Below are 23,544 nucleotides of genomic sequence, written 5' to 3'. Positions count from 1 at the left end.
AAAATGCCCTTTAGACAGACTACGGGGGATGCTCAATAATAGCTTACTTCTTCCAGTTGTTATCCGCAGGAGTTGCATCCATGAAGATCCCGCCATCGATGTTCACTTCTTTGATGGCTGATTTGCCAGGCACCTGCACCACCACTTCTCTGGCGTTCTTCTGCCAGATAGCCGGTGTATAGTGATACTGGCGCTTCTCACCATTCACATCCGTTACTTCCATATCGAACGGTATAGCGAAACCACCCACATTCTTAATCGTGATGGCGCTGCCCTTCACACCAGCTACTGCCAGGTCTATATAATTATTCGTGAAGAACCAGTTCTGCCAGAACCAGTTCAGGTTCTTGCCTGTAGCAGTATTGATGATGTTAAAGTAATCCCATGGAATAGGATGCTTGCCATGCCAGGTGTCCATATACATATGCAGGGCTTTCTTAAATTCTTCATCTCCCAATAAATCCTTTAACGCCAGATAGGAAAGAGAGGCCTTGCCGTAGGAGTTGCTACCATAGCCCATGCCGCTCACCTGGTTAGACATGCTGATGATAGGCTGATCTTCTTCCGTGGAAGGATCACTGATATAACGAGCTACCCTGAAACGTTTGTAGAAATCATCTGCCTTCTCCTTGCCCACATCGGCAATACCGATCAGGTATTCAAAGGTGGTAGCCCAACCCTCGTCCATAAAGGCATAGCGGGTTTCATTGATACCCATATAAAAAGGGAAATAGGTATGCGCCATTTCATGGTCCTGCACCAGCTTGGCAAAGAACATGTCATCTTCTACGGTATTATCATTGACCATCATCGGGTATTCCATGTCTGCATAACCCTGGAATGCGGTCATCACCGGGTAAGGATACTTGATACCAGGCCAGTGATTCGAAAACCATCCCAGCGATTTTCTTGCAAACTCTACTGAATGATGAAAATCTGCTGCTGTATCATTATAAGCTGCCTGCACGCTGCATCTTAAGCCGGTGGCGGTGTCCAGCAGAGAGCTGCCGGCATCCCATACATAGTGGTCACTGGTGCCATAAACGACATCACTGATATGCTTTGCTTCAAATTTCCAGGTGTTAAAGTCCTGCTGCCGGGTCACTTTATGTGCCAGGTTATCCTTCAGAGAAGCGATATTGATCGTATTATCCGCGGTGTAAGAAGCTTTCAGCTTAGCGGCAAATTCAGGCTGCAATACTTCTTCCGGGTTCAGCAAATTACCGGTTCCCCAAACCACATAGTTTTTAGGAACGGTGACTGACACGGTATAGTCATTGAAATCATTGTAAAACTCCGCTCTGTCGGTATGGGCAATCTGGTCCCATCCATTATAGTCATCGAAAACGGATATACGCGGATATGCATAGGCTGCAAAGGCGGTAGTGCTGTCAATCATGCCTTCACGGCCGCTTTCCTTAGACAGGTCGTAGTGCCAGGTAATCTCTACCTTAGCCCCGCCTTTAGGCATAACCGCCGTAGGAAGCTTGATACGCCCGACGGTGCCAAAATCATTGTTGAATTTCAGCTCCTGGCCGTTGTAGACAAATTTATCAATAGTAACGCCCTCTGTCAGGAAATCATTGCTATGATAGCCATCACGGGGCGCAGTAATTTTATGAAGATTCGGAATGAAACGGATCCACAGATTTTTCAGTGTATCAGGGCTGTTATTGGTATACTGGATGGTTTCTGTGCCCTGTACGGTTCGCGATGGCAGGCTCAGTTTCAGGTGAATATCATAATTACCTTTGTTCTGCCAGTATTTGGGTCCCGGGCGGCCACTTTTATCACGGGTTTGCGCGGTATAGGCATTCCGGATATTCCTTGGCATATACAGTTCCTGTGCCTGTACAGCCGAATACCCTACTGCCATTAACAATAGTAGTAAATGCTTTCTCATAATCAAATGATGTAATATCATCTAACTTCGGTAAAATACCCGCATTTACAAAACCTTTCTTTATAACTGGTGCGCTCCGATGGATAAGTGGCCACCACTGATACGCGGATTCCCGTCTATATCCAGCGTGCCTACAACGGAATCAGGTAACATAAAACCCTTGTTCCTCGCCGGCGACCCTGCCTGTAAATGCAGGTCGGGTAAGTTAACATCCTTCAGTAACGGGTCCTGGCCGTATACAGCAGCCGCGTCCGCACCACTGGCCTGCTGCCAGCTCAGCAAATCCGTATACACGTTACTGTTAGTGCTGTTCCAGATCCACTGCGGCGTCCCGGTAGTAAAATACCAGTTGTTATCAATGATATTGCCCGACCCGGTATTGGTATATTTATGCAGAAAGATATCCGTCGGACGCGCATATACGAGATTATTACGCACTACATTATTAAAGCATTGTTCTGTCAGTCGCAGCTCCCCTTCTATCTCCCCGAAAGCGCCCGCTTCCCGGTTATTCATAAACAGCGTATTATTCACCACGTAACAATTACGGGTGCCGCCAGACGTATATCCCAGGTACCCGCCCATATAAATACCGGTACGCCAGCTGTTGTACACGAAGTTATTCCGTACGATACAGTTGCTGGTAGGGAATGCATCGTTCTCACTAACAATACCGATGCCTCTGTCGGCCTCATGGATTTTATTCTGCTCCACCACAATATTCCTGGCACCATCTACATAAATACCAATGGCACCATGGCCATGCACCCCGCCTACAGGCCCCCGCGTCATATCGATAGTGTACAGCTCATTCCCGCTGATAAGTCCGTTCCGCGCATAGTTCAGCGCCGGATTGGCATTAGCGGCGTAGCCACCGGCAGCATCTATTCCTATGTTTTCTGTATTGTAGATTTTATTCCTGCGGATGATAAAGCCATCTACATAACCATTGATGGTAAGATTTTCACTATATCCTGTTTTGGTATCATGTATCTCATTATCCTCTACAGTAATGCGCTGCAGCGGATCTGCCGTATTACCGATAACCAGTATACCATGGCCGCTTCTACCCTGCTCAGGCGCCACATTATTTTCTATGTTGTAAATTTTATTATTTCGGAAGATGATATCTGTAGAACCTGCATTGATGGTAGCTCCACTTACATCTACCCAGGGGGTAGTTGTTTTCAGGTTACAGATTTCCAATCCGTTTACGGTTACGTACCTGCTACCGCTGATGGTAAGCATACTGGTGCTGGCACTCACGATCATGCCGGTACCATCCAGCAATACACGCTCTCCGGCCATCGCTGTCAGTACGATGGGTGCGTTAACCGTTCCTGCTGCATTGACGGCAACCAGCTGCTGATAGGTCCCTCCGCGCAGGATGACAGAATCTCCCGGCCTGGCCTTCCCCAGCGCTACATTGATCGTTTTAAGCGGGTGATCAACATCACCCGCCGCATTATCATTTCCATATACTGTCACATAAATACTATGTACTGCCGGTGTAACGACCACGCCTGTACGATCAGGCGTACCACTGCTGCAAGCCACCGTGGTAATCAGTAATCCGGTTAACCAATATGTTTTCATCTTTATTCAGATATAATTTTTCTAACTGCATTATTATTTTTATCTATCACATACAAAACGCCATTCTTGTCCAAAGCCACGCCCAACGGCCCCGCAAAAGCAGCTGCTTCGCCCATACCATTTGTAAACCCTTCTGTACTGCTACCGGCATAGGTACTTACATCATAAGTCCCTGCGGTGAGAAAACGAACGCTCTGGTCGGCATTACCGGTACCTACGACCAATCCATCTCCTGCCAGGTAAATATTCCCCTGCCTGTCTAGTGTAAGTCCCCACGGGAACGCAAAACGTGCGTCAGCAGCAGTACCGTTTACATAACCAGGCACGCCTGTTTTCCCGGCAATAACCGTCTGCTTCCAGGTATTGGCATCAAACTTCAAAACGGTATGGTCGCCATTGGAGCTTACAAAAAGGTTCCCCTGTACATCAAAGGCAATACCACCGGGATAATTAATACCACCAACGATCTTGTCTTCACTGCCGTCATCATTGATACGCCATACTCCCCCCGGACTATCAGCCGAAGAATAGTATACTTTTTTCGACACCTTATCATAGCCTGCAAACCAGGGGCCCACGGCCCCCCATTTCAATACGGTAGCAGTGCCGTCAGGCGTGATTTTCCGTATATCCCAGTTGCCGGGATCTGCCGTATATAAATTACCCTGCTCATCAATGGCCATACCATAGACCAAAGAAAATTTTGCGTCGGAGCCCTTGCCTTCTGCAAAACCACTGACACCAGGCTTTCCGGCAAACAGACTCACATTCCCCGCACTATCTATCTTACGGATACACGAATTCCCCACATCTGCTACATAAACATTCAACTGATCATCTACTGCAATACCGGAAGCCCTGTACCAGTTCTGCCCATTGAAGTTGAACTGTGCCTGCGTACCATTGCCATTGGCATATCCCGCTTTGCCGCTACCAGCCAGCGTACTGACGGTACGCGTAAAAATATAGTTAAAGGGTTTGGTACTCGTTACGCTGTCGTTACCGGATTTCACCACGATAAGACCCGTACCACACTGCTTCGGAACAATCGCCATCAGCTGACCCAGATTGGAATTAACGATAGTACATTTTTTACCATTGATGGTCACCGAAAGCTGACTGGTATCAGTGGCGAAATTGCTGCCGCTGATCAGGATCTCCGTGGTACGGCCACCTGTCTCCGGCGTGAAATTATCTATCGTCATAGCAGCTCCCGCCACATGCGATGCCACTGTATCTTTCTTACATCCTGCAAATGCCATCACCCCAAACAGACAACAGGTATATATATGCTTAGTCATAATTTTTTATAGTTAGATGATGAAAGATTTACCAGCCAGGATTCTGCACCAGGGCCCTGTCCCGTTCTATATCCTGTTGTTGTATCGGGAAGAGGTACATTTTGTTATCCCATGAACGTTGCTGGAATAAAGTACGCTTGTAAAAATCAGTAAATGCAAAACCTAATCCATTGTCATTGGCGCTTACGTTCATGCCGTAAATGGCCTGGTTTTCCGGCTTACCCAGCAATAACCTTCTTATCAGCGTGAAATATCTGTCGCCCTCAAAACACAGCTCCACCTGACGTTCACGAAGAATATACCTACGCATCTTATCTGTATTACCTACGGCATCCGGATACACTGTTTCAATGCCAGGTAATCCTGCCCTTGCACGTACCATATTTAGGTATTTCACAATGTCCGGATTGCCGGGATCATATTCATTCAGCGCCTCTGCATAATCCAGTAATATTTCAGCATAACGTACCAGGATATAAATACCAGGATTTGATACCTGATCGTACCTGATATTATCGTTCGGACTAATCCTTTTTGCTACGCAATAACCGGTGAGGTTATTGTTACCGGCTGATTTCTGACCCGACATACCATTGTAATAAAATTCATTTCGTCCTTTCCCATCAGCATTGGCAGGTGATGAAAAAGCATTTCTGTCATCCGTTGTTTTAGCTGCCAGCACCGGACGCCCGTTATACGCTACATAGGCATAAAAACGCGGCTCCCTGTTGGCATACATATTCCAGTCGCCTGTTTTTTGCTCCCAGCTATTGGCGCCATCCTGCTGCGCAAAACCTGTTTCTTTATAATTCGATGCCGGATCGTCTATATACCTGCCATTATTCATGGCAAAAGCATCTACCAGATTCTGCGTCGCATTATACATATTATATCCCCCCGGCCCCGGAGAAGCACATTTTGTAAAGCCCCACTTATTCCAGGATACCTGACCAAATATGATCTCATTATTCCATGCTGTCAGGAAAATATCACGGGTGGAGAGATAAGGATTAAACTGGCTATCACCATTGTCCTGATTCGTATATAGCTTATAGTGGGCAGAATCAATTATTGCCTTGGCCGCGGCTGCAGCTACTTTCCATCGGTTCACATCATAAGTGGCCGGGGCCAGTGGTGTACCATCCTGGTTCTTAAAATTGCTGAAGGCCGGATTACCATTATAGAGCGGACTGGCAGCGAGTTGCAGTACTTTCTCCTTAATGGCCATACAGGCGCCACGGGTAGCGCGTCCATCATTGGCATTGTTGTCCCATACAGAAGGCAACCCTGCTGCGGCCTTATCCATCAAACCGACGATAGTTGCCACACAGGTGTCGAATGGCGCTCGTGGAAAGCTATTGTAGTCTTCATTTTGTGACAAAGGCTTATCCAGGTTAACAAAAGGACCGTACTGCCGCAATAGCAACCAATAGCTATATCCTCTCAGGAACTGTACTTCTGCTTTGTATTGATGCTTCAACTCATCACTCAGCTGCGAAGTGGGTACTTTATCAATATTCTGTTCAAAAACAAATGTTTTACGAATGGCCGTATAACTGTTGCCCCAGTTATACCAGATCCAGTCTGCCGCACTCCAGTTGCCACTTACCATCAGGCGTACAGGAACTGTAGGAATGCATACGGAAGATTCATCAGAACCACCAATAGACGAATAGCCGCCACCATCGGTCACGGCAATGCCATAAACGTTATACAGGAATGCTTCTGCGTTGGCCCGCGTTTGCCAGATCTGGTCTTCTGTCAGCAGATTATCCGGTTTTTTATCCAGGTATTTACTGCAGGAAACCAACACCATAGCAGTTATCCACAGTAGTATATAAAGTGATTTATTTGTCTTCATAACAATTATCTTATACGGTTAAAACTGTGCTCTCACACCAACAGTAACTGTTTTGGCAAAAGGGTACTTCGCACCATTGGCGCCCAGCTCGGGGTCCCATAATTTAAACTTCGTAAAGGTGAGCAGGTTGGTACCGGTAACATAAACCAGCAGATTGCTGATGCCTTTCCTTTTCATATCTGCGGTAATCACTGAATAGCTCAGCGTAGCCTGTTTCAGGCGCATAAAGCTGCCATCCTTTAACCAATGGGTACTGTTCTGATAGTTGTTGTCGCTCAGGTTGGCAAGCGTTAAACGCGGGTAATGCGCATTAGGATCGGGATGCTCAGGCGTCCATCTGTTGGCTACATCCGTCAGCACATTGGCTGAATACTGTCCCATACCTGCAAAAGGTACCACCCCAACACCAGCAGCGCCCCAATCTCCAAATGAAACTTCCGAACCATTCGCCATCAATCCTACATCTGCCAGCCCTGCAAAAACGGTAGAAAGCTCCAGCTTCTTATAATTAATGGTAAAACCATATCCATAGGACCATGCCGGGAAATTGGATTTACCGAGATAGGTCATATCATTCGCATCAATCTTACCATCACCATTTAAATCTGCATACCTGATATCTCCCGGATATACTTTCCTCAGTTGCGTCGGACTCTTATCAATTTCTTCCTGGCTCTGGAAATAACCCAGGCTGATAAATCCCTTATATTCCCCGAACTGATGCCCTTCATATTGCTGGTAAGGATACAATGCCTTCGGCTGGTCTGCATATATAATCCTGTTATGGGCATAGGTGATATTTCCGAACACCCGTATTTTTACATCTTTGCTCAAACGATCCACATACTCTACACTCGCATCCATCCCCTTGTTAACCATTTCTCCAAGGTTAGCGAAAATAATCGCATCACCATATCCTGCTATGGGCGATATCGTATTTCTTTGCACCAGGATATTTGTACGATGATCCTGGAAATAATCTACTACCAGGTTGAATTTATTGAAAAATCCTGCTTCCAGTCCGATATCTGTTTTGGCAGATTTTTCCCAGGTAAGATTATCTGTTCCGACAGTACTGGCCGAGATACCATTATACCAGGAAGGGGAATAACCAAAACCAATACCACCGGAAGAACTGATATAAGTAAGATATCCGAACCGATTATTGTTACTCAGCTGGTCATTACCTGTTTTACCGTAAGAACCACGGAGTTTAAGGAAGTTTATTTCCCTGATCAACGGCTGGAAGAAATTCTCTTTAGAGATAACCCAGCCAGCAGATGCCGCAGGGAAATACCCCCATCTTTTTCCCTTATCGAAATTTTCAGAACCGGTAGCACCAAAATTCACTTCTGCCAGGTACCTGTCTTTGAAGGAATAAGTGGCCCTTGCTGCAAGGCTCTGGTTACGGAAAGGAATAGCACTCTTCAGGTCTCCCGCCGAACCTATTACCCTGTTTCTCATAGATCCTACTATCAAACCGCTAACGGTATGATTACCGAAGTTCCTGTCATAATTGATATTACCTTCCAGGTACATGATCCGCTCTCCTGTAGAAGAAGAGCTGTAGCCCAGATAGGTATCGCCGGTGCGGGTACGCTCATATTGCAGGTTCCCGGCTTCATCGCGGGAAGCGGCATACCATAAATCATTTGCCCCTTTTCTGCTGTTATCAAATTCAGCGTAACTATCAAAAGAAAAACGAGCCACTGCCGAAAGCCCTTTCGTAATAGCACTCAGCTGCTGTGTGAGCGACACTACCGACTGAACGGAAGGTTTAAACTCTGTACTATAACCGGAGTTCTGCACCATATTGAATGGGTTCACGCCACCATTATTCCTGGGCCCGGCCCATTTATTATCCGGGTAGGATACAGGAAAAGAAATGGGATTGGTGGCATAGGCAGAATACCAGATGCCACCTGCCGGGTTCCCCGGAAAATGGCTGTTTACCAGCATAGAGGCAATATTCAAAGATAACAGGGTGGACTTCGTAACGTTCATGTCCACATTACTCCTGAAATCATATCGCTTGAAATTCAGATTGGGGTTGTACCCGTTGATGTTTGATACTTTATACTGGCCTTCCTGGTCGTAGAAAGACATAGATACATAATAACGCATCGCCTCACCGCCTCCATTCACATTTACATTGGCATTGGTCATGGACGCCCTGTCTTTGTAAATCTGCTTCAGCCAGTTCACATTCGGATAAAGGTAGGGATCCAGTCCGGATGCAGTTTTTGCGATCACTTCGTCGGAATAGGTTGGCGCATCTCCACCATTTACTTTCGCTTCATTGTACAACTTCATATAAGTGACCCCATCCACCATTTTTGGTAACTGTGTGAGCCCTGTCCAGCCGGTTTCTGTTTTTGCTGAAACCCTGGGAGTGCCTGCAATACCGCGTTTGGTAGTAATGATCAATACACCGTTTGCGCCTTTGGCTCCATACACGGCGGTAGCGGAAGCATCTTTCAGCAGTGATATGGTGGCAATATCTTCGGGATCTATATTATTAAATGCACCACCATAGGTAGAGTTGATATCATTGCGTTGTACGCCATCCACCACAATCAGCGGCGTTACAATGCCAGTGAATGTACCAATACCCCGGATGGTAAACTGCGGGTTATCATAACCAGGTTCTCCACCGCTACTCTGCATGGATATCACCCCTGAAACCTTTCCTACCAAAGCATTGGAGAGGGAAGCCACCGGCGCACGCATATCTGCCATATTCACGGAGGATACCGCACCCGTTACCGTTACCTTACGCTGGTTACCAAAACCTACTACCACTACCTCGTTCAGCTTATCGACCTTTTCTGTCAATGTAATTTTTAACGTGCGCTTGTTACCTACCTGTATTTCTTCGGTATTCATACCTACCATGGCTACACGAACAATACTGTTCTTATTCGCTCTGATACTAAAAACGCCGAGTGCATCTGTTACCATACCGCGGGAAGTGCCTGTCACAGACACTGTTGCCCCCGGCACAGGCGAACCTGTCGTGGTAAGTACCTGCCCTCGTACCTCCCATTCTTCTTCCTGCTGTACGGTTACAGCAGGAGCAGGTGCGGGCAGCTTCTTATCCAGGATAATGCGGTTATGCTGGATGACATAAGAAATGTTCCTGTCTTTAAGAATAGTATTCAATACTTCCTGTACCGGTGTACCATGAAAACTGACATTGACTTCTTCCCCGTCGTTGAGCAACTGATTGCTGTACACGAGTGTAAGGCCTGTCTGCTTTTTGATGGCGGTAAACACCTGTAACAGCGACAGATGTGATCCGGTGAGGGTAACTGTGGCATGCGCCGCTTTGGTACTATCCTGGGCGCTGACGGTATTATACCAGCAGCAACAGCATAGCAGCCATAGTAGCAGGCTACGAAGGCGTATAGTTTGTTTCATCGCGGAATAGTTTAGATGTATTTGTTACAACTTAACTACACACGATTTTAAAAACGGGTGACAGGAAAAAATAAAATTATTGGAGAATTATTTTATCGCCGTGAACGACACTATTAATATTGCCTGTAACTTTCAGGTCAGAGAGAAAATCTTCCAGTTTATTACGCTCCATTAATCCGGTGAAGGAACGGGTATACAATGCAGGGTTTTCTATTTCCACTGCAATACCATAGAACCTGGCCGCAATAGGCGCCAGCTGCTGCAAGGGTATACTATGATAATAGGTAATGCCCGACATCCACGAAAGCACATCTTCCTGATCAAATTTACGTACGGTAAATTCATTGCCGGCATATACTGCCTGGCTGCCTGGCTTCAGTAATTGCACCTGGCCCGAGTGGCTGTGCAGGCGCACTGCTCCGTTTACCAGCGATGTTTGTACGGCACCGTCATTATAGGTATTGATATTGAAGCTGGTCCCTAATACTTCTGTTTTTTGTGAAGCAGTATTAACGATAAACGGCCGTGAAGGATCGGCTGCAATGTTGAAATAGGCTTCCCCCTCTACACTTACTTCCCTTGTACTGCCATGAAAATTGAATGGAAAACGTAGCGTGGTAGCGGCATTCAGCCACACCTCCGACCCATCGGATAATAGCAGCCGGTAATGTTCTCCGGCAGGAACGGTCAGGGTATTAAGGGCGGTATCAGCAGATGCATAGGCCAGTTGCCCGTTATTCGTTTTGATAACGGAGCCGGCTACACGAATAGTGTGATTGCTGTCCTGGCGGAGTGCGATCGTATTACCATTGGCCAAATTGAGCTGTACGGGTGCTTTAACGGCCACGACTAAACGCGCAATACTATCGGCTACCGGTTTATTTTTCTGGTGCAGGTACCATGCCCCCGAAAAGGCCATGAGTAAGAGTATAGCAGCGGCAGACACCATCCGGAGCCGGTGCATACGCACAATTTTCCTGCGACGGCGGTAATGCTGCTGTAAGGCCTGCTGAGGATCTGTTTCTTGAAAAAAGGATTTTACAGGAAGGGTATTCCCTTCGTCTACCAGCTTTTTCCACTGCTCCGCAAAGGATGTATTCTGCTGTAGCTGTGTTGCAATATATTGTTCATCTTCGGGAAGAAGATTTCCCGACACATGTTGAATATAGAGTTGGAATATATGGTCCTGTTCCATTGTTATTATTTCTGAATGATGGCATGACGTAATAACTTCAGGCCGCGCTTCAGATGCGTTTTAAAAGAATTCAGGCTGATACCCATTTCATCGGCAGCTTCCTGGTATCTTTTTCCTTGTACATAAACTAAGTGAATAGCGGCTCTCTTTTGCCGGGCCATATCATCAAGCGTAGTATTGAGTTGCCGGATGTAATCCGGACTTGTTTCTGGAGGTTTGTCTGTAGCATCCTGTAACATGGAAAAGTCTTCCTGTTGCTCTCTGGTCAGCTTCTGCTTGCGCAGATAATTCAGACAACGGTTTTTTACTGACTGATGAAGATAACCTTTCACATCACCATTGAGATTTAAATATAACTTTTTATCCCAGATATCGATAAAAAATGTTTGCACGAGGTCCTGGGCTTCTGCTTCGTTACGCAGAAACCAATAAGCATTCAGGCAGAGCATCTGGTAATATTTGACGAAAAACGTATCAAATGCGGCATTGTCGCCTGCCTTTAGCCGTTCAATCAGCTCATAGTCTGGTTGTTTCTCCATGGAATACCTGGCCGTGTGAAATACAGGAAATAAGTAATTATTTAGGATTGGCAGCCTGCCTGGTCACTGTTCACGTTAAAAATGCTGCCTGCATTAAATTTTGGTTGATGGGATCAAGATAATAATTTTTTTATTGCAGAAAGAATTTTTTAGAGCGGATAAACCAGGGAGATGACCATATACGAAAATGATATGGGTAGATGGGGGGATGATCGGGGGAACAGTAAATCCGGCCGCACCAGGAGCTGGTACGGCCGGCAGGTATTATTTGAGCGATAGCTTGATTTTCACTTCTGTACCGGTTTTCAGGGTACCGGGATGCGCCTTGATCAGCAGGGGCATTACCTCCGTTTTAAGCACGGCCTGTTCGTAGCTACCGAAAAACTGTACTGTTTCCACAGTGGCCGCAATACCGGCGCCTTTGGTGAGCTGTACATTTTCAGGACGTATAAATATTTTGTCTGCCTTGACCTTAAGGCCGAGCAATGCGGCGTTTTCCGCCGGTATCCCGTTATAGGTACCGAAAAGTGCTGCACAGTAATCATCTGCCGGCTGCAGGTAAACCTCCTGTGGAGCACCCTGCTGCACCACTTCTCCCCCACGCATGATCATGATGCGGTCCGCCCAGGACAATACGTCCAGCGGGTCATGGGATGTAAGCAGACAGGTTATTTTCAGGTCAGCAGCAATATCTGCGATCACCTGTTTCAGCATTTGCTTATGGATCATATCCAGGTTGGAGTAAGGCTCATCCAGCACCAACAGCTGAGGCGCCGTTGTCAGCAGCCTGGCCAGCGCCACGCGCTGCCGCTCTCCACCGGAAATCTGGTCGTTCTTACGTTTGAAAAGATGGGTAATCCGGCATACTTCATACACCTTCGCCGCATCTTCATCTACCAGTTTATTATCACGGGAGAGGATTTCCTCTACCCTGAAGTTATTTCTTAGCTCAAAATGCTGGGAGAGATAGGCAATACCCGGATGACCCGGTATCAGCACATGTAAAGGGCCTTTTACCTTGTTACCCTGGAAGTGTACCGTTCCTTCATCCGTTTGCACGAGGCCGGAGATAATTTTCAGGAGGGTACTTTTGCCGGAACCGGTAGCACCGGCTATGGCCAGCTTCTGGAACTGCGGCATGCTGAAACTCACGTCCTTCACCGCCAGCTGGTCCTGATGGGCCTTGCTTATATTATTTACTTCAAGAAAATTCATCATGAGGGTGTAAAGGTATTCAAAATGAAGAATAATCATATCTTTTATCCTTCACCATAACAATCTCTTGCGATTTTTTTATAATGTATTATATTTGCGACCCCAAATTGGCATAATTTTGGACAATGCCCATATTCTGAGGGAATTTTAAAGATTTTAACCATGAAAAAAACATTCGTCGTAGCAGCAGCCGCTTTAGCATTATTTGCCTGCAAAGGCCAGCCGGACCAGGCAGCCATCGAAGCAGCTAAAAAAGCCACCATTGACTCTATCAATAACGTTGAAGCCATCAAACAACGTGCGATCGATTCAGTAAACTATGCTAACAAACATCATCATAAAGGTGGCAGCGAAAGCGGTTACAGCCCGGCTGAATACACCAATAATGACGGTACTGCCGCAAACAGTACCCCTGCCGCTGCAGCAGCTACTCCTGCTGAGAAAAAGAAAAAAGGATGGAGCTCCTGGAGCCACACTGCCAAAGGTGCCGTTGTTGGTGCCGGCGCAGGTGCCGTAACAGGTGCAATCGTTAATAAAGACCACGTGAAAGGTGCCGCTATCGGTACTATCATTGGCGCCGGCGTTGGTGCTGGTACCGGTGCAATCGTGGATCATTCTAAAAAGAAGAAAGCAAATCAATAAGCAGTATATCTTTTTGAGATTTTCCCGCGCCTCAGGCGCGGGAAAATCTCAAAAAGAAGGCCCCCGCCAACGGCGGGGGCCTTCTTTTTGAGGGACAAAATATCTTACTCCGTCCTGATACTTTTCACCGGATTCATACTGGCAGCACTATACGAAGTATACCATACAGTAATTAATACTATAACAGCAGTAATACCCGCCGGCAACAGGAAATCCCGGAAACCCAGGTGAATACTGTACGCATAGCCCTGCAACCATTTCGACATCGCCAAAGCTGCAAGTGGCGCTGCAACTATAAATGCAATCAATATCAACCGCGCAAACTCACGGCCAAACAACCAGAGAATGGAGCCTACGGTTGCCCCCAGCACACGCCGTACGCCTATTTCCTTGCGCTTCTGTACCGCCAGGAATGACACCAGCCCCAGTAAACCTATACAGCCTATTAATATGGCAATCGCAGCAAATATCCTGATCAGCTTCATCATCACTGACTCCACTTCATACATTTGTGCAATATCATCATCCAGGAATACATAATCTACTAACTGCTCCGGATATACGGCAGCATATACCTTTTTGATATCATCCAGCGCATGGAGGTTGCCCGGCTGCATTTTAATGGCACCATTACTGAAATTATCCGGCTGATAACTGATACCTATAGGGTCTATCTCGTGGTGCAGACTCAGATTATTGAAATCTTTCACTACCCCCACCACTTCAGTAAAACGGCCATTCATCTTTATACGCTTACCAAGGATAGCTTCCGGACTTTTCAACCGCAATTTCTTCACAAACATCTCATTTACCATCACACTATTGGTATCATTGGCATAAAAGTTCCTGCCGGCAACCAGCTTAATACCGAACATCCCCAGGTAATGCTCATCGCCATTCTTCGTATTTACCTGCCATGCCTCACTGACAGGGTTATTATCGTATTTGACGTCGCTGTAATTGTTGTTGTCAGACAATGGGGCACTATAACACAGGGCTACATCCGTGACTCCCGGCACCTGCATCAGCTGGTTCTTCAGCGTCTGGTTACGGCTTTCCTCCGCACCCCGCAAATCCATCAACAAAATATTATCTTTCTTAAATCCTAAATCAGCATTGATCGCATAATACATCTGCCTCGCTATTACCACAGTACTGATAATCATAAACTGCACCAGCACAAACTGTACGACTACCAACCCCCTGCGAATATTAAAACTCCTGCCGCCAGGAGCTACCACCTTGCCCTTCAGCGCTTCTACCGGCTTAAACCGGGACAATAACCATCCCGGATAAAACCCTGCCAGCAAAGATGTGACAACAAACAATCCCAATGCAAATCCTGCCAGCGTCAACGCCAGGTTTATATTAATATTAATCTTTACATTGAATAAGCTGTTCAGATAAGGAACCGAAAGTATCGCACCCACACAGCCTACTGCCAGTGCCATTGCCACGATGCCGGAGGTTTCAAACAAAAACTGCCACAACATCTGCCACTGAGTGCCTCCCAAAGCCTTACGAACGCCGACTTCCTTACTCCTTCGTATAGACTGCGCCGTAGCCAGGTTAACAAAATTGATACACGCCGTAACGATCAGCAACATGCCTATCAGCGCCAGCCCCCTCAAATAGCGTTTATCCATCACCCCATTGAAACGGGAATCAAAATGGCGCTCTGATAACGGCTGCAGAAAATAATGAAACAGCTTCGCATCTTCCTTTGAGTAATACTTATTTACCAGTCCCTTCAACTGATCATCCACCTCTCCCGCTTTAACACCTGGCTTTACCTTTAAATAACACTGCATAGATGTACTAAGCGTATTCCAGTTACTGTCACTTATAAAGCCCGGACTCAACTTACGCAGGTTTTCAAACGGCAGGTATATTTGCTCCTGGTTATCTGTATTAACAGGTACATCTGCCAAAATACCGGCAATGGTATATACTACGTTGTTGTTAACCACCAGTGGCTTACCTACCGGATCTTTACCCGGATATAGCTGCTCCGCTACCTTCCTTGTTACCAGGGCGGTATTGGGCTCCGTCAGTACAGGCCGGCTGCCGTTTAACATTGGGATATCAAATATTTTAAAGTAATCCGGCTGGATATACGCGCCCGGGAATTTAAACTTGCTGGCATCGCCGGCCTTACTGGTAGTGACCAGCATCGCCGACCTGCCGGAACGCATGGCCGCAGCATCTGTAAATGCAAACTCGCTCTTTAATATACCCGCCATAGGTGTAGGTGCAGCAGGGCCCGGATCCAGCTGATTATCAAAAGACGTTTCTGATACTACCCGGTAGATACGTTCCTTATCCGGATGGTAATTATCAAAAGAATAATGGTAGTTAATCAGACAGAATATCAAAATAGCACAGGTGACACCCATGGCCAATCCTGTGATATTAATAACCGTATACATCCTGTTGCGCTGCATATTGCGCCACACTATTCTTAGATAATTACTGATCATAGCTGGGTTATTTAGGAAAGATAGCTGATGCTACAAAAATGCCAGAATCGTAAAACAATGATTTACAAACAAATATAAAAATATCTGGCGGTATCCCTGTCCGCTTTTCAAACAGCTGCTGTTCAATATCGGACATCTGCAAAAATAAAAAAGCCACGCTGGAAAGCGTGGCCTGATACATCACCCAAATATAACTAGATATGAAAAGCTTCCCAGCCGGAAATCGTAGCACGATTGCAGGTCATGGCCTGTGTCCCGTTTTCACAGGATACATATTTGCCATTATTGCCTCGTAACGAAATCGTACCGTCTGCGTTCACGATCCAGTCAAACTTTTCCCAGTCGCCAATAGTAGTACGGTTACACGTAATAGGATTGACGCCGTTTTCTGATGAAACATATTTTCCCATAGCCTGCAGTGCTACTTTTCCACCACCTGCATCTACCACGGTAAACTGCTCCCAGGCTTGTGCAGTGGCACGGGTACAAGTCATGGCCTGTGTACCGTTTTCGCTGCTGACAAATGCATTGTTAAAGCCCTTGAGCGTAATTGTTTGTCCTACAGGTACAGATGACTGTGTAATGGAGTAAACACGAACATAGTCTACGTACATACTTGCCGGCAGCTTGCTTTCGTCCACTGTCTGACCAGGGAAATCGCCTGCTACTGCAAGGTTCAGTATTATAAAGAACGGATTCTGGAAAGCACCGGTATTGTTGATGTTGTTCTGCGTGTTGGCAGCAACGTACTGCGTACCATCAACAAACCACCTGATTCCATTTGCATCCCACTCTACCGCATAAACGTGGTAGTTTTCGGGATCTGTAGTGGTAGTACCACCATAACTTACGTGTCCATTGTTATTCCAATGGATGGTTCCGTAGATCGTATTGCTGGTGTTGACACGTTCCATAATGTCGATTTCACCACATGCAGGCCATCCTACAGAACCGATGTTGTTCCCCAACATCCAGAAGGCAGGCCATAAGCCCTGGCCTGAAGGGAGTTTGATACGGGCTTCAATACGTCCGTACTTAGTTGTAAAGTGTCCGGCAGTGTTCATGCGGGCAGAGGTATACGGCCATCCGTTTACGGTCTGCTTCTTCGCTGTGATCACCAGGTTGCCTCCGCTGACAGTTGCGTTCGATGCCTGATAATATTCTTTTTCGTTGTTAACACCCGGGCCGGTTTCAAAAGACCAGTTGTTGGTGTTAACGCTGCTGCCATCAAATTCATCTGACCAGATCAGATTGTAAGAGGTGGCAAGTGCTACCTGAGCTTTTGCGTTACCTGTAATTTTTTCAAGCTGCTGCGTATTTTCAGCGCTCTTCGTACAGGAAGTAAGGGCTAATAACAGGGCTACGCCCACGTGGAATGGTTTTACAGTCATGGAATTTATACTTGTAAAAGTTAACAAAAGAGGGGTGATATACTATCTTCATGGTTATTGTCTTTGGAATTCAAGTTGATTAAACTGACAGCCACCTTTGGTGAAATATACCCTGAACTGGTGCTCACCTTTGTTCAGTTTAATATTTTTCACTGCGATACGCTGCCATCCCTGTACATCCGGAACTGCTACTGCTGTAGCCACTGTCCGACCATTATCCAGCAGGTTAAATACGGCGTTACCCTCATCCTTTGCTGCTTTGACATAAATAGTATAGTTCCCTGCTTTCGGAACTGTTAAAGTATACTGTAACCATTCTGTATCTTCTATGCTGAAAATATTATAATCTCCGTTTTCTGATTTGATATCTACCCCATCATTACGGTATACACCTCCACGGTTACCTCTTGTATTCACACCCGGCGTATAATGATAGCTGGCCGTATCCAGATCACTGTATGCAAATAAATTCCTCCCCAGGTCATAATCCACCGCTTTTACCACCGCATTATCAGTAATTACATGTGATTTAAACGGTATGGTGGCAGTGGTCTGCACCTGACGAAACATAGCATCAGTCACGTCTTTATGGTAAATATTGTTTTCAATACGTGTATCAGCGACCCATTGTGTCAATGCGGCATAGGCATCTTCCGGAGATGGTTTCGGCCCCTTGCCGTTCCAGTAATCCAGGATAGCCTGGTAGCCCGGGTTCAGCTTTATCTCCAGTGGCTGATTGAAACCTATCTTTTTCTCCTGCCACCATGCCCATCCGATATCATTACTTTCCACCATACTGATCGTATGTTGGTACCAGTTATTGGAGTTCTCGCCAGATTCGCCCATCCATAAAGGAACATTGTATTGCGCACGCAGTTCTTTAAAGTGTTTGATAGACGCTTCATCCGTGAAGTTGCCATACTTGTGGAAACTCAACGCCATATTGTTATCCCACGTAGGCAGAATACCATTGTAATTATTACCAAAAGAATTTCCTTCGATGATGATCAGGTGATTTTTGTCTACCTCGCGGATGGCAGCAGTGATTTCCTGCATCAATTTCTTCAGTGGTGCATTGGTTTTTTCTTTGCTGCCTATTCTATCATCGGCATTTTCGAAGCCCCAGTTAGGTTCGTTGATGATATCATAACCACCGATCCATGCTTCATTGGCATACCTGGCAGCTAATTTTTTCCATAAAGCAATCATTTTTGCCTGATTTGCTTCACTTTGCCATAAACTTGGTCTTTCCGGATGACGATCTGAAATCGGCAGGTCATTTCCCTGTCCGCCAGGTGTGGCATGCAGGTCCAGGATCAGGTACATATGATTGGCTTTGCACCAGCTGAGTAAAGAATCTGTCAGCGCGAAACCTTCGTCCAGCCAGGTTTGCTGTCCGGCCACCGGCTCTTCTTCTAAGGCTAAGGTATACAGGCGATAATGCATGGGCAGCCGGATGGAATTGAATCCCCAGGCGGCCATACTGTCGATGTCTGCTTTGTTGGTATGGCTGGTAAGCCAGTTATTATAAAGGGTAGCAGTGCGCTCCGGCCCCACCAGCTCCTGTATCTTTTCTTTGATTTTATATTGCTGACCAATATTACCTACACGGAACATATACCCTTCCTGCAGCATCCAGCCACCTAAACCCATCCCTCTCAGGATGACTTTTTCATTCTTACCATTAACAATGACAGGTCCATTGGCTTTTAAAAAGCCCTGACCTTGTGCAAGCATTCCTAATGATAATAAGATAACTAAAAGGCTGGCTACTCTCCTGGCAAAGGAGTTTTCATTTCCGTGAAATTCCATACAACTGACGTGAATTTGTTATTGTTGATCCGATACTGCGAAATTCTATAATCCCTTAAAAATAACCGAATTCCGCGCTACGTCAATTCTACTACATGCCTAATCAAATCCGCCAGCGATAAAGGAAATCATGTACTACATGTCTACTACAACAAAAAAAATATACTTTTACCCCCATGAACAGGATGAGGTATATTATTATTCTTATACTGCTGATTTCAGGTCAACCGCTAATCGCTCAAAATACAATTGGTCTGTCGGCCGTAGCCAACTACGACAAATCACAATATCATGGAAATGGTCAGACGTGGGATATAGACATGGACCAGCATGGCATTATGTATTTCGCCAACAACGATGGGTTAATTACCTTCAATGGCAGCAGCTGGAATATTTTCCAGGTACCAAATAAAACAAGGGTACGGTCTGTGAAAGTCGGCGACCATGGCCGCATTTACGTAGGTGCACAGGATGAGTTCGGATATTTTAAAGCAGATGATCAGGGCGAATTAAAATACACTTCGCTGAAACCCAACATCCCTGCAGGAAAGCAGCAGTTTGCTGATGTATGGAACATTGTACCCTACCACCAGGATGTATTTTTTCGTACACCTAACAAGATTTTTAAGCTCGACAATAAAGGTAAGATAGACGTCTATTTCGCGAAGTTGGAATGGAAAACATTGGGTAGCAGTGGTAAGAATTTATATGCAGAAGATCATGCCACTGGTTTATATAGATTTGAAAACAATGCCTGGAAACCTTTCTGTACCGCCATCACCGAAAGAAAAATTGTCATCAGTGCCTTCCTCGATGAACAGAACGACACCCTCCTGGTAGCTACCATCAAAGACGGTTTGTTCAAGATATACAATAACCGGCTATACCCTGTAAACACAGCAGCAGACCAGGTTTTCCGCGGCACACATATTTACTGCGGCCTCCGGTTACGTGACCAGCAATACGCTATAGGCACATTTTCCAATGGTGTTTATATCATAGACCTGCCCAGCGGAAAAGTAATACAACAGTTTTCCCGTGTGGAAGGCATGCAGAATAATAATGTGCTCCGCATTTTTGCAGATGGCCGCACCAACCTCTGGATGGCCCTGGAAAATGGTATAGACAAATTACAATATGATGCACCGGTGAAATACATCGTGCCAGACCGTCGTAATGTTCTCGGCTCCTATACCGCGGCTATCTTTCATCATCAGATGTATATCGGTACTACAGACGGACTTTACAGTACTCCCCTCGATGAGTCGGAGGATTTTAGTCTGACCAAAGGCCAGTTTACCAGGATGCCCAATACCGCCGGACAAATCTGGAACCTCAGCGTTTATGACGACCATCTGCTGATGGGCCACCAGGACGGCACCTTTGAAATACGGAACAACAACGCCATTCCGTTGCTGAAAGACGTCGGTAGCTGGATATACCAGCCCATAGGCAAACGCCTCATCATCGGGAACTATATCGGTTTATCGGCGATAGAAGCCGATGGCAACAACCTCAAAGTGAAACACCATATCGAAGGATTATATGAATCACTGCGCTTCCTGGCGCCCGACGGCAAAGGAAACCTCTGGTCGTCTCATCCCTACCGCGGTATTTATCACCTGACCTTTGTAGCAGATAGTTTGCAGTTTAAGGTATACGGCCAAAAAGAAGGGCTCCCTACCGACAACAACAACTTCGTTTTCACCCTGCAACAGGAAATGGTTGCAGCAACAACCCAGGGCATATACGAATATAACCGGCAGTCAGACCGGTTCCAGCCGGCAGTAAAATGGCAACCGATCTTCAGGGATATGGTCATTAAATACCTCCGCGAAGATGCCAACGGCAATATCTGGTTCGTATCTGATAAAAAGGTAGGACTGGCAGATATCACCACCCAAAAAATCACCTGGTTCCCGGAATTGACAGGGCAGATCATCAGTGGATTTGAATTTATTTACCCCTATAATGATGAAAATATATTCATGGCAGGTGATAAAGGGATCATCCACCTGAATTACAAAAAATATGCAGAACAGCATGGTGGCCCGACCATTCTGTTTGGCCGTATCATGGCCGGCGACAAAAAAATGGACAGTGTGTTATACGGCGGATATGACAATGGTAACGCATCTGCGGAAATCAGCCTACCCAATGCATACCGTAATTTCAGGTTCGAATTCTCTTCCCCTGCCTACGGACAAAACAGCAATATCCATTACAGTTATCAGCTGAAAGGTTATGATAAGGAGGTCTCTGACTGGTCTGACAAAACGGAGAAAGAATATACCAACCTTCCTTTCGGGCATTATACGTTTATGGTGACAGCCCGCGACAACCTCGGCAAAGCCTCTGCTGCTGCCTCCTACAGCTTTTATATTGCGCCGGCATGGTACCAGACATGGCTGGCATGGAGTATTTATATTATGTTGTTCATCCTGCTGATCTACTTCGTTTATCTGCGGCAGCAAAAACGGCTGGCCATCCAGCAGGAAAAGCATCGCAGGGAGCAGGAGCAGCTGATCTTCAAGCACCAGCTGGAGCTGGAACGCAACGAAATGCAGCTGATACGCCTGCGTAACGAAAACCTGCAGGCAGACGTACAACATAAAAACAAAGAACTGGCTACCGCCGCGATGAACATCGTACAGAAAGGTAAAGTCCTTTCTGACATCAAAGAAGCTTTCCTCGAGTCTATCAAAAAAATAGCAGATCCTGCTCCCATGCCTAAATTCAGGAAGCTGATGAAACTTTTTGAAGAGGCAGAAAATAATGAAGAAGACTGGACACAATTCTCTCAGCACTTCGATCAGGTGCATAATAATTACCTGCTCACCCTGAAAAAGAAATTCCCTGAGCTAACCACCACCGATCTGAAGCTGTGCGCCTACCTGCGTATCAACCTTACCACCAAGGAAATTGCGCAGACAATGGGCATCAGTGTGCGTGGGGTTGAAACCAGCCGATACCGGTTAAGGAAGAAACTGGATATTCCGGGGGAAACGAATTTATATGACTTTTTGATGGAAGTGGCGTATAGTGAGCATTAAGCATTGACTACGCTACTATTTTTTGTTCCCTGGATATCATGTTTATATCCTGGGCAATACTATTGGCTAAATCAACAAAATGTTGTTTTTTATACATTTTTACCATATTAATGAGTGCGATGGCTATATTGCGTATACAGGCTTTCCCATTGGGTTCATCTGCTTCATGGACTATCCTGGCTATTTGTGAAATGATGATAGTGCAATTAACTACTCTTCTGTAAAGGTGACTATACTCATCATTCCTGCATTTCTCAAAAAGTAGCAACTTAGCTTTTACTAATTCATTAGTGCTATTTTTGGCGATCACCTCAATATCAACGCTAATATTTTCCAGATAGGAAACCAGTACTCTGGTACTGGTAAACCCAGAGGTATCCATGATATCATTTGAAGAACAATACATAATTCTAGCTTTGTAATTATTTCAATAAAACCCGTTTTTCATTTAAAGCGATTATAAGGTTTCTGTAACAACAGTAAATTTCGTTGCTTCCAACTTTAACGCATTAAGTATTTCTATAAATAAATCAATTCCAGTATGCTGAATAATGATTAATCCTACTGCTATTGTCTTCGCCCTTTCCGATTTAAATCCATCATTCATAATTTTTCTAACTGCAAAAACTAAATCCTCCTTTTCATCTTTAGACAATACGTGCATCGCATGATTTGTTATGAACACACAATTCTCCGCATCAAGTTGATCTTCCAGCTCATTTAATACCACACAAATTTTCCTGATATACTCCTTCGACAAAATCTGATCAAATTGCCGTTCTGCAGTTTTTAGAAAAACACTTAAAATTATCGATGGCCCTACCTCCACTATTTTATTTTTTCCATCTTTATAAGAAAAGAAAGAACTCCTTAGGAAAATCATTGCGCCAAAACCTGCTACCAGGGACAATCCCAGCTCATGCTGATTAATGGGTCCTAAATTCAGGTGGTATACTTTTATGATCACATACGCCATTACCGCACCTAAAAAGTTAATGAGCATATACACATAACTAAACCTGTTGACCAGTATATAATGAAAAGTCCTGTACCTGTTCAGTAACTCTGACAATCCCACGGATATACCAATGGAACCTGCCAGCAGTGCCCACCATAAAGCATCGTAGGTCATTACA

The 23,544-nt window shown here is 45.6% G+C and carries 15 protein-coding genes; 2 read left to right on the top strand and 13 right to left on the bottom strand.

Going from position 1 to position 23,544, the window contains the following annotated elements; genetic code table 11:
- Nucleotides 1-43: 43 nt before the first annotated feature.
- From F3J22_RS15965 to F3J22_RS15930, 8 genes are all read right to left on the bottom strand, one after another.
- Nucleotides 44-1,903, bottom strand: coding sequence for a M1 family metallopeptidase (locus F3J22_RS15965; protein WP_167018957.1), 1,860 nt, complete (start codon nucleotides 1,901-1,903; stop codon nucleotides 44-46).
- A gap of 60 nt (nucleotides 1,904-1,963) precedes the next feature.
- Nucleotides 1,964-3,499: a right-handed parallel beta-helix repeat-containing protein gene (locus F3J22_RS15960; protein ID WP_167018956.1), complete on the bottom strand. Its 1,536-nt coding sequence runs from the start codon at nucleotides 3,497-3,499 to the stop codon at nucleotides 1,964-1,966.
- A 2-nt stretch (nucleotides 3,500-3,501) separates the two neighbouring features.
- Nucleotides 3,502-4,800 carry an IPT/TIG domain-containing protein gene (locus tag F3J22_RS15955; RefSeq protein ID WP_167018955.1) on the bottom strand — a complete coding sequence of 433 codons (1,299 nt, stop codon included), beginning with the start codon at nucleotides 4,798-4,800 and terminating at the stop codon, nucleotides 3,502-3,504.
- Nucleotides 4,801-4,828: 28 nt separating this feature from the next.
- Entirely contained in the window at nucleotides 4,829-6,661 is a 1,833-nt protein-coding gene (locus F3J22_RS15950; RefSeq protein ID WP_167018954.1) for a RagB/SusD family nutrient uptake outer membrane protein, read from the bottom strand.
- An 18-nt stretch (nucleotides 6,662-6,679) separates the two neighbouring features.
- On the bottom strand, nucleotides 6,680-10,081 hold the full coding sequence (locus F3J22_RS15945; RefSeq protein ID WP_167018953.1) for a TonB-dependent receptor: 3,402 nt from the start codon (nucleotides 10,079-10,081) through the stop codon (nucleotides 6,680-6,682).
- 76 nt (nucleotides 10,082-10,157) lie between these two features.
- The gene (locus tag F3J22_RS15940; protein ID WP_167018952.1) at nucleotides 10,158-11,276 is read right to left on the bottom strand and encodes a FecR family protein; all 1,119 of its coding nucleotides are present in this window, start codon (nucleotides 11,274-11,276) and stop codon (nucleotides 10,158-10,160) included.
- A gap of 5 nt (nucleotides 11,277-11,281) precedes the next feature.
- Nucleotides 11,282-11,815, bottom strand: a complete 534-nt coding sequence (locus tag F3J22_RS15935) for an RNA polymerase sigma factor (protein ID WP_167018951.1) — start codon at nucleotides 11,813-11,815, stop codon at nucleotides 11,282-11,284.
- Between the two features lie 264 nt (nucleotides 11,816-12,079).
- On the bottom strand, nucleotides 12,080-13,033 hold the full coding sequence (locus F3J22_RS15930; RefSeq protein ID WP_167018950.1) for an ABC transporter ATP-binding protein: 954 nt from the start codon (nucleotides 13,031-13,033) through the stop codon (nucleotides 12,080-12,082).
- Between the two features lie 159 nt (nucleotides 13,034-13,192).
- On the opposite strand from F3J22_RS15930, the gene F3J22_RS15925 reads away from it, so the two are divergent.
- On the top strand, nucleotides 13,193-13,672 hold the full coding sequence (locus F3J22_RS15925) for a YMGG-like glycine zipper-containing protein (protein WP_167018949.1): 480 nt from the start codon (nucleotides 13,193-13,195) through the stop codon (nucleotides 13,670-13,672).
- Nucleotides 13,673-13,776: 104 nt separating this feature from the next.
- Here the strand turns inward: F3J22_RS15925 and F3J22_RS15920 are convergent, their stop codons facing one another.
- The 3 genes from F3J22_RS15920 to F3J22_RS15910 form a co-directional block, all read right to left on the bottom strand.
- A complete protein-coding gene (locus F3J22_RS15920) occupies nucleotides 13,777-16,152 on the bottom strand; it encodes an ABC transporter permease (protein ID WP_167018948.1) in 2,376 nt (791 codons plus the stop codon).
- Between the two features lie 194 nt (nucleotides 16,153-16,346).
- Nucleotides 16,347-17,543 (bottom strand): family 16 glycosylhydrolase, encoded by a 1,197-nt coding sequence (locus tag F3J22_RS15915; protein WP_167018947.1) that lies wholly within the window; start codon nucleotides 17,541-17,543, stop codon nucleotides 16,347-16,349.
- A 54-nt stretch (nucleotides 17,544-17,597) separates the two neighbouring features.
- Nucleotides 17,598-19,355 (bottom strand): cellulase family glycosylhydrolase, encoded by a 1,758-nt coding sequence (locus F3J22_RS15910; protein WP_167018946.1) that lies wholly within the window; start codon nucleotides 19,353-19,355, stop codon nucleotides 17,598-17,600.
- Nucleotides 19,356-19,531: 176 nt separating this feature from the next.
- Here F3J22_RS15910 and F3J22_RS15905 point away from each other — a divergent pair, with 176 nt between their 5' ends.
- A complete protein-coding gene (locus F3J22_RS15905; protein WP_167018945.1) occupies nucleotides 19,532-22,408 on the top strand; it encodes a triple tyrosine motif-containing protein in 2,877 nt (958 codons plus the stop codon).
- Nucleotides 22,409-22,415: 7 nt separating this feature from the next.
- Here the strand turns inward: F3J22_RS15905 and F3J22_RS15900 are convergent, their stop codons facing one another.
- Nucleotides 22,416-22,814, bottom strand: a complete 399-nt coding sequence (locus F3J22_RS15900) for a hypothetical protein (protein WP_167018944.1) — start codon at nucleotides 22,812-22,814, stop codon at nucleotides 22,416-22,418.
- Nucleotides 22,815-22,865: 51 nt separating this feature from the next.
- Nucleotides 22,866-23,540: a hypothetical protein gene (locus F3J22_RS15895; RefSeq protein ID WP_167018943.1), complete on the bottom strand. Its 675-nt coding sequence runs from the start codon at nucleotides 23,538-23,540 to the stop codon at nucleotides 22,866-22,868.
- Nucleotides 23,541-23,544 lie beyond the last annotated feature (4 nt).

The sequence above is a fragment of the Chitinophaga sp. Cy-1792 genome, assembly GCF_011752935.1.
Classification (GTDB): domain Bacteria; phylum Bacteroidota; class Bacteroidia; order Chitinophagales; family Chitinophagaceae; genus Chitinophaga.
This window is presented reverse-complemented; position numbering and strand designations above follow the sequence as displayed.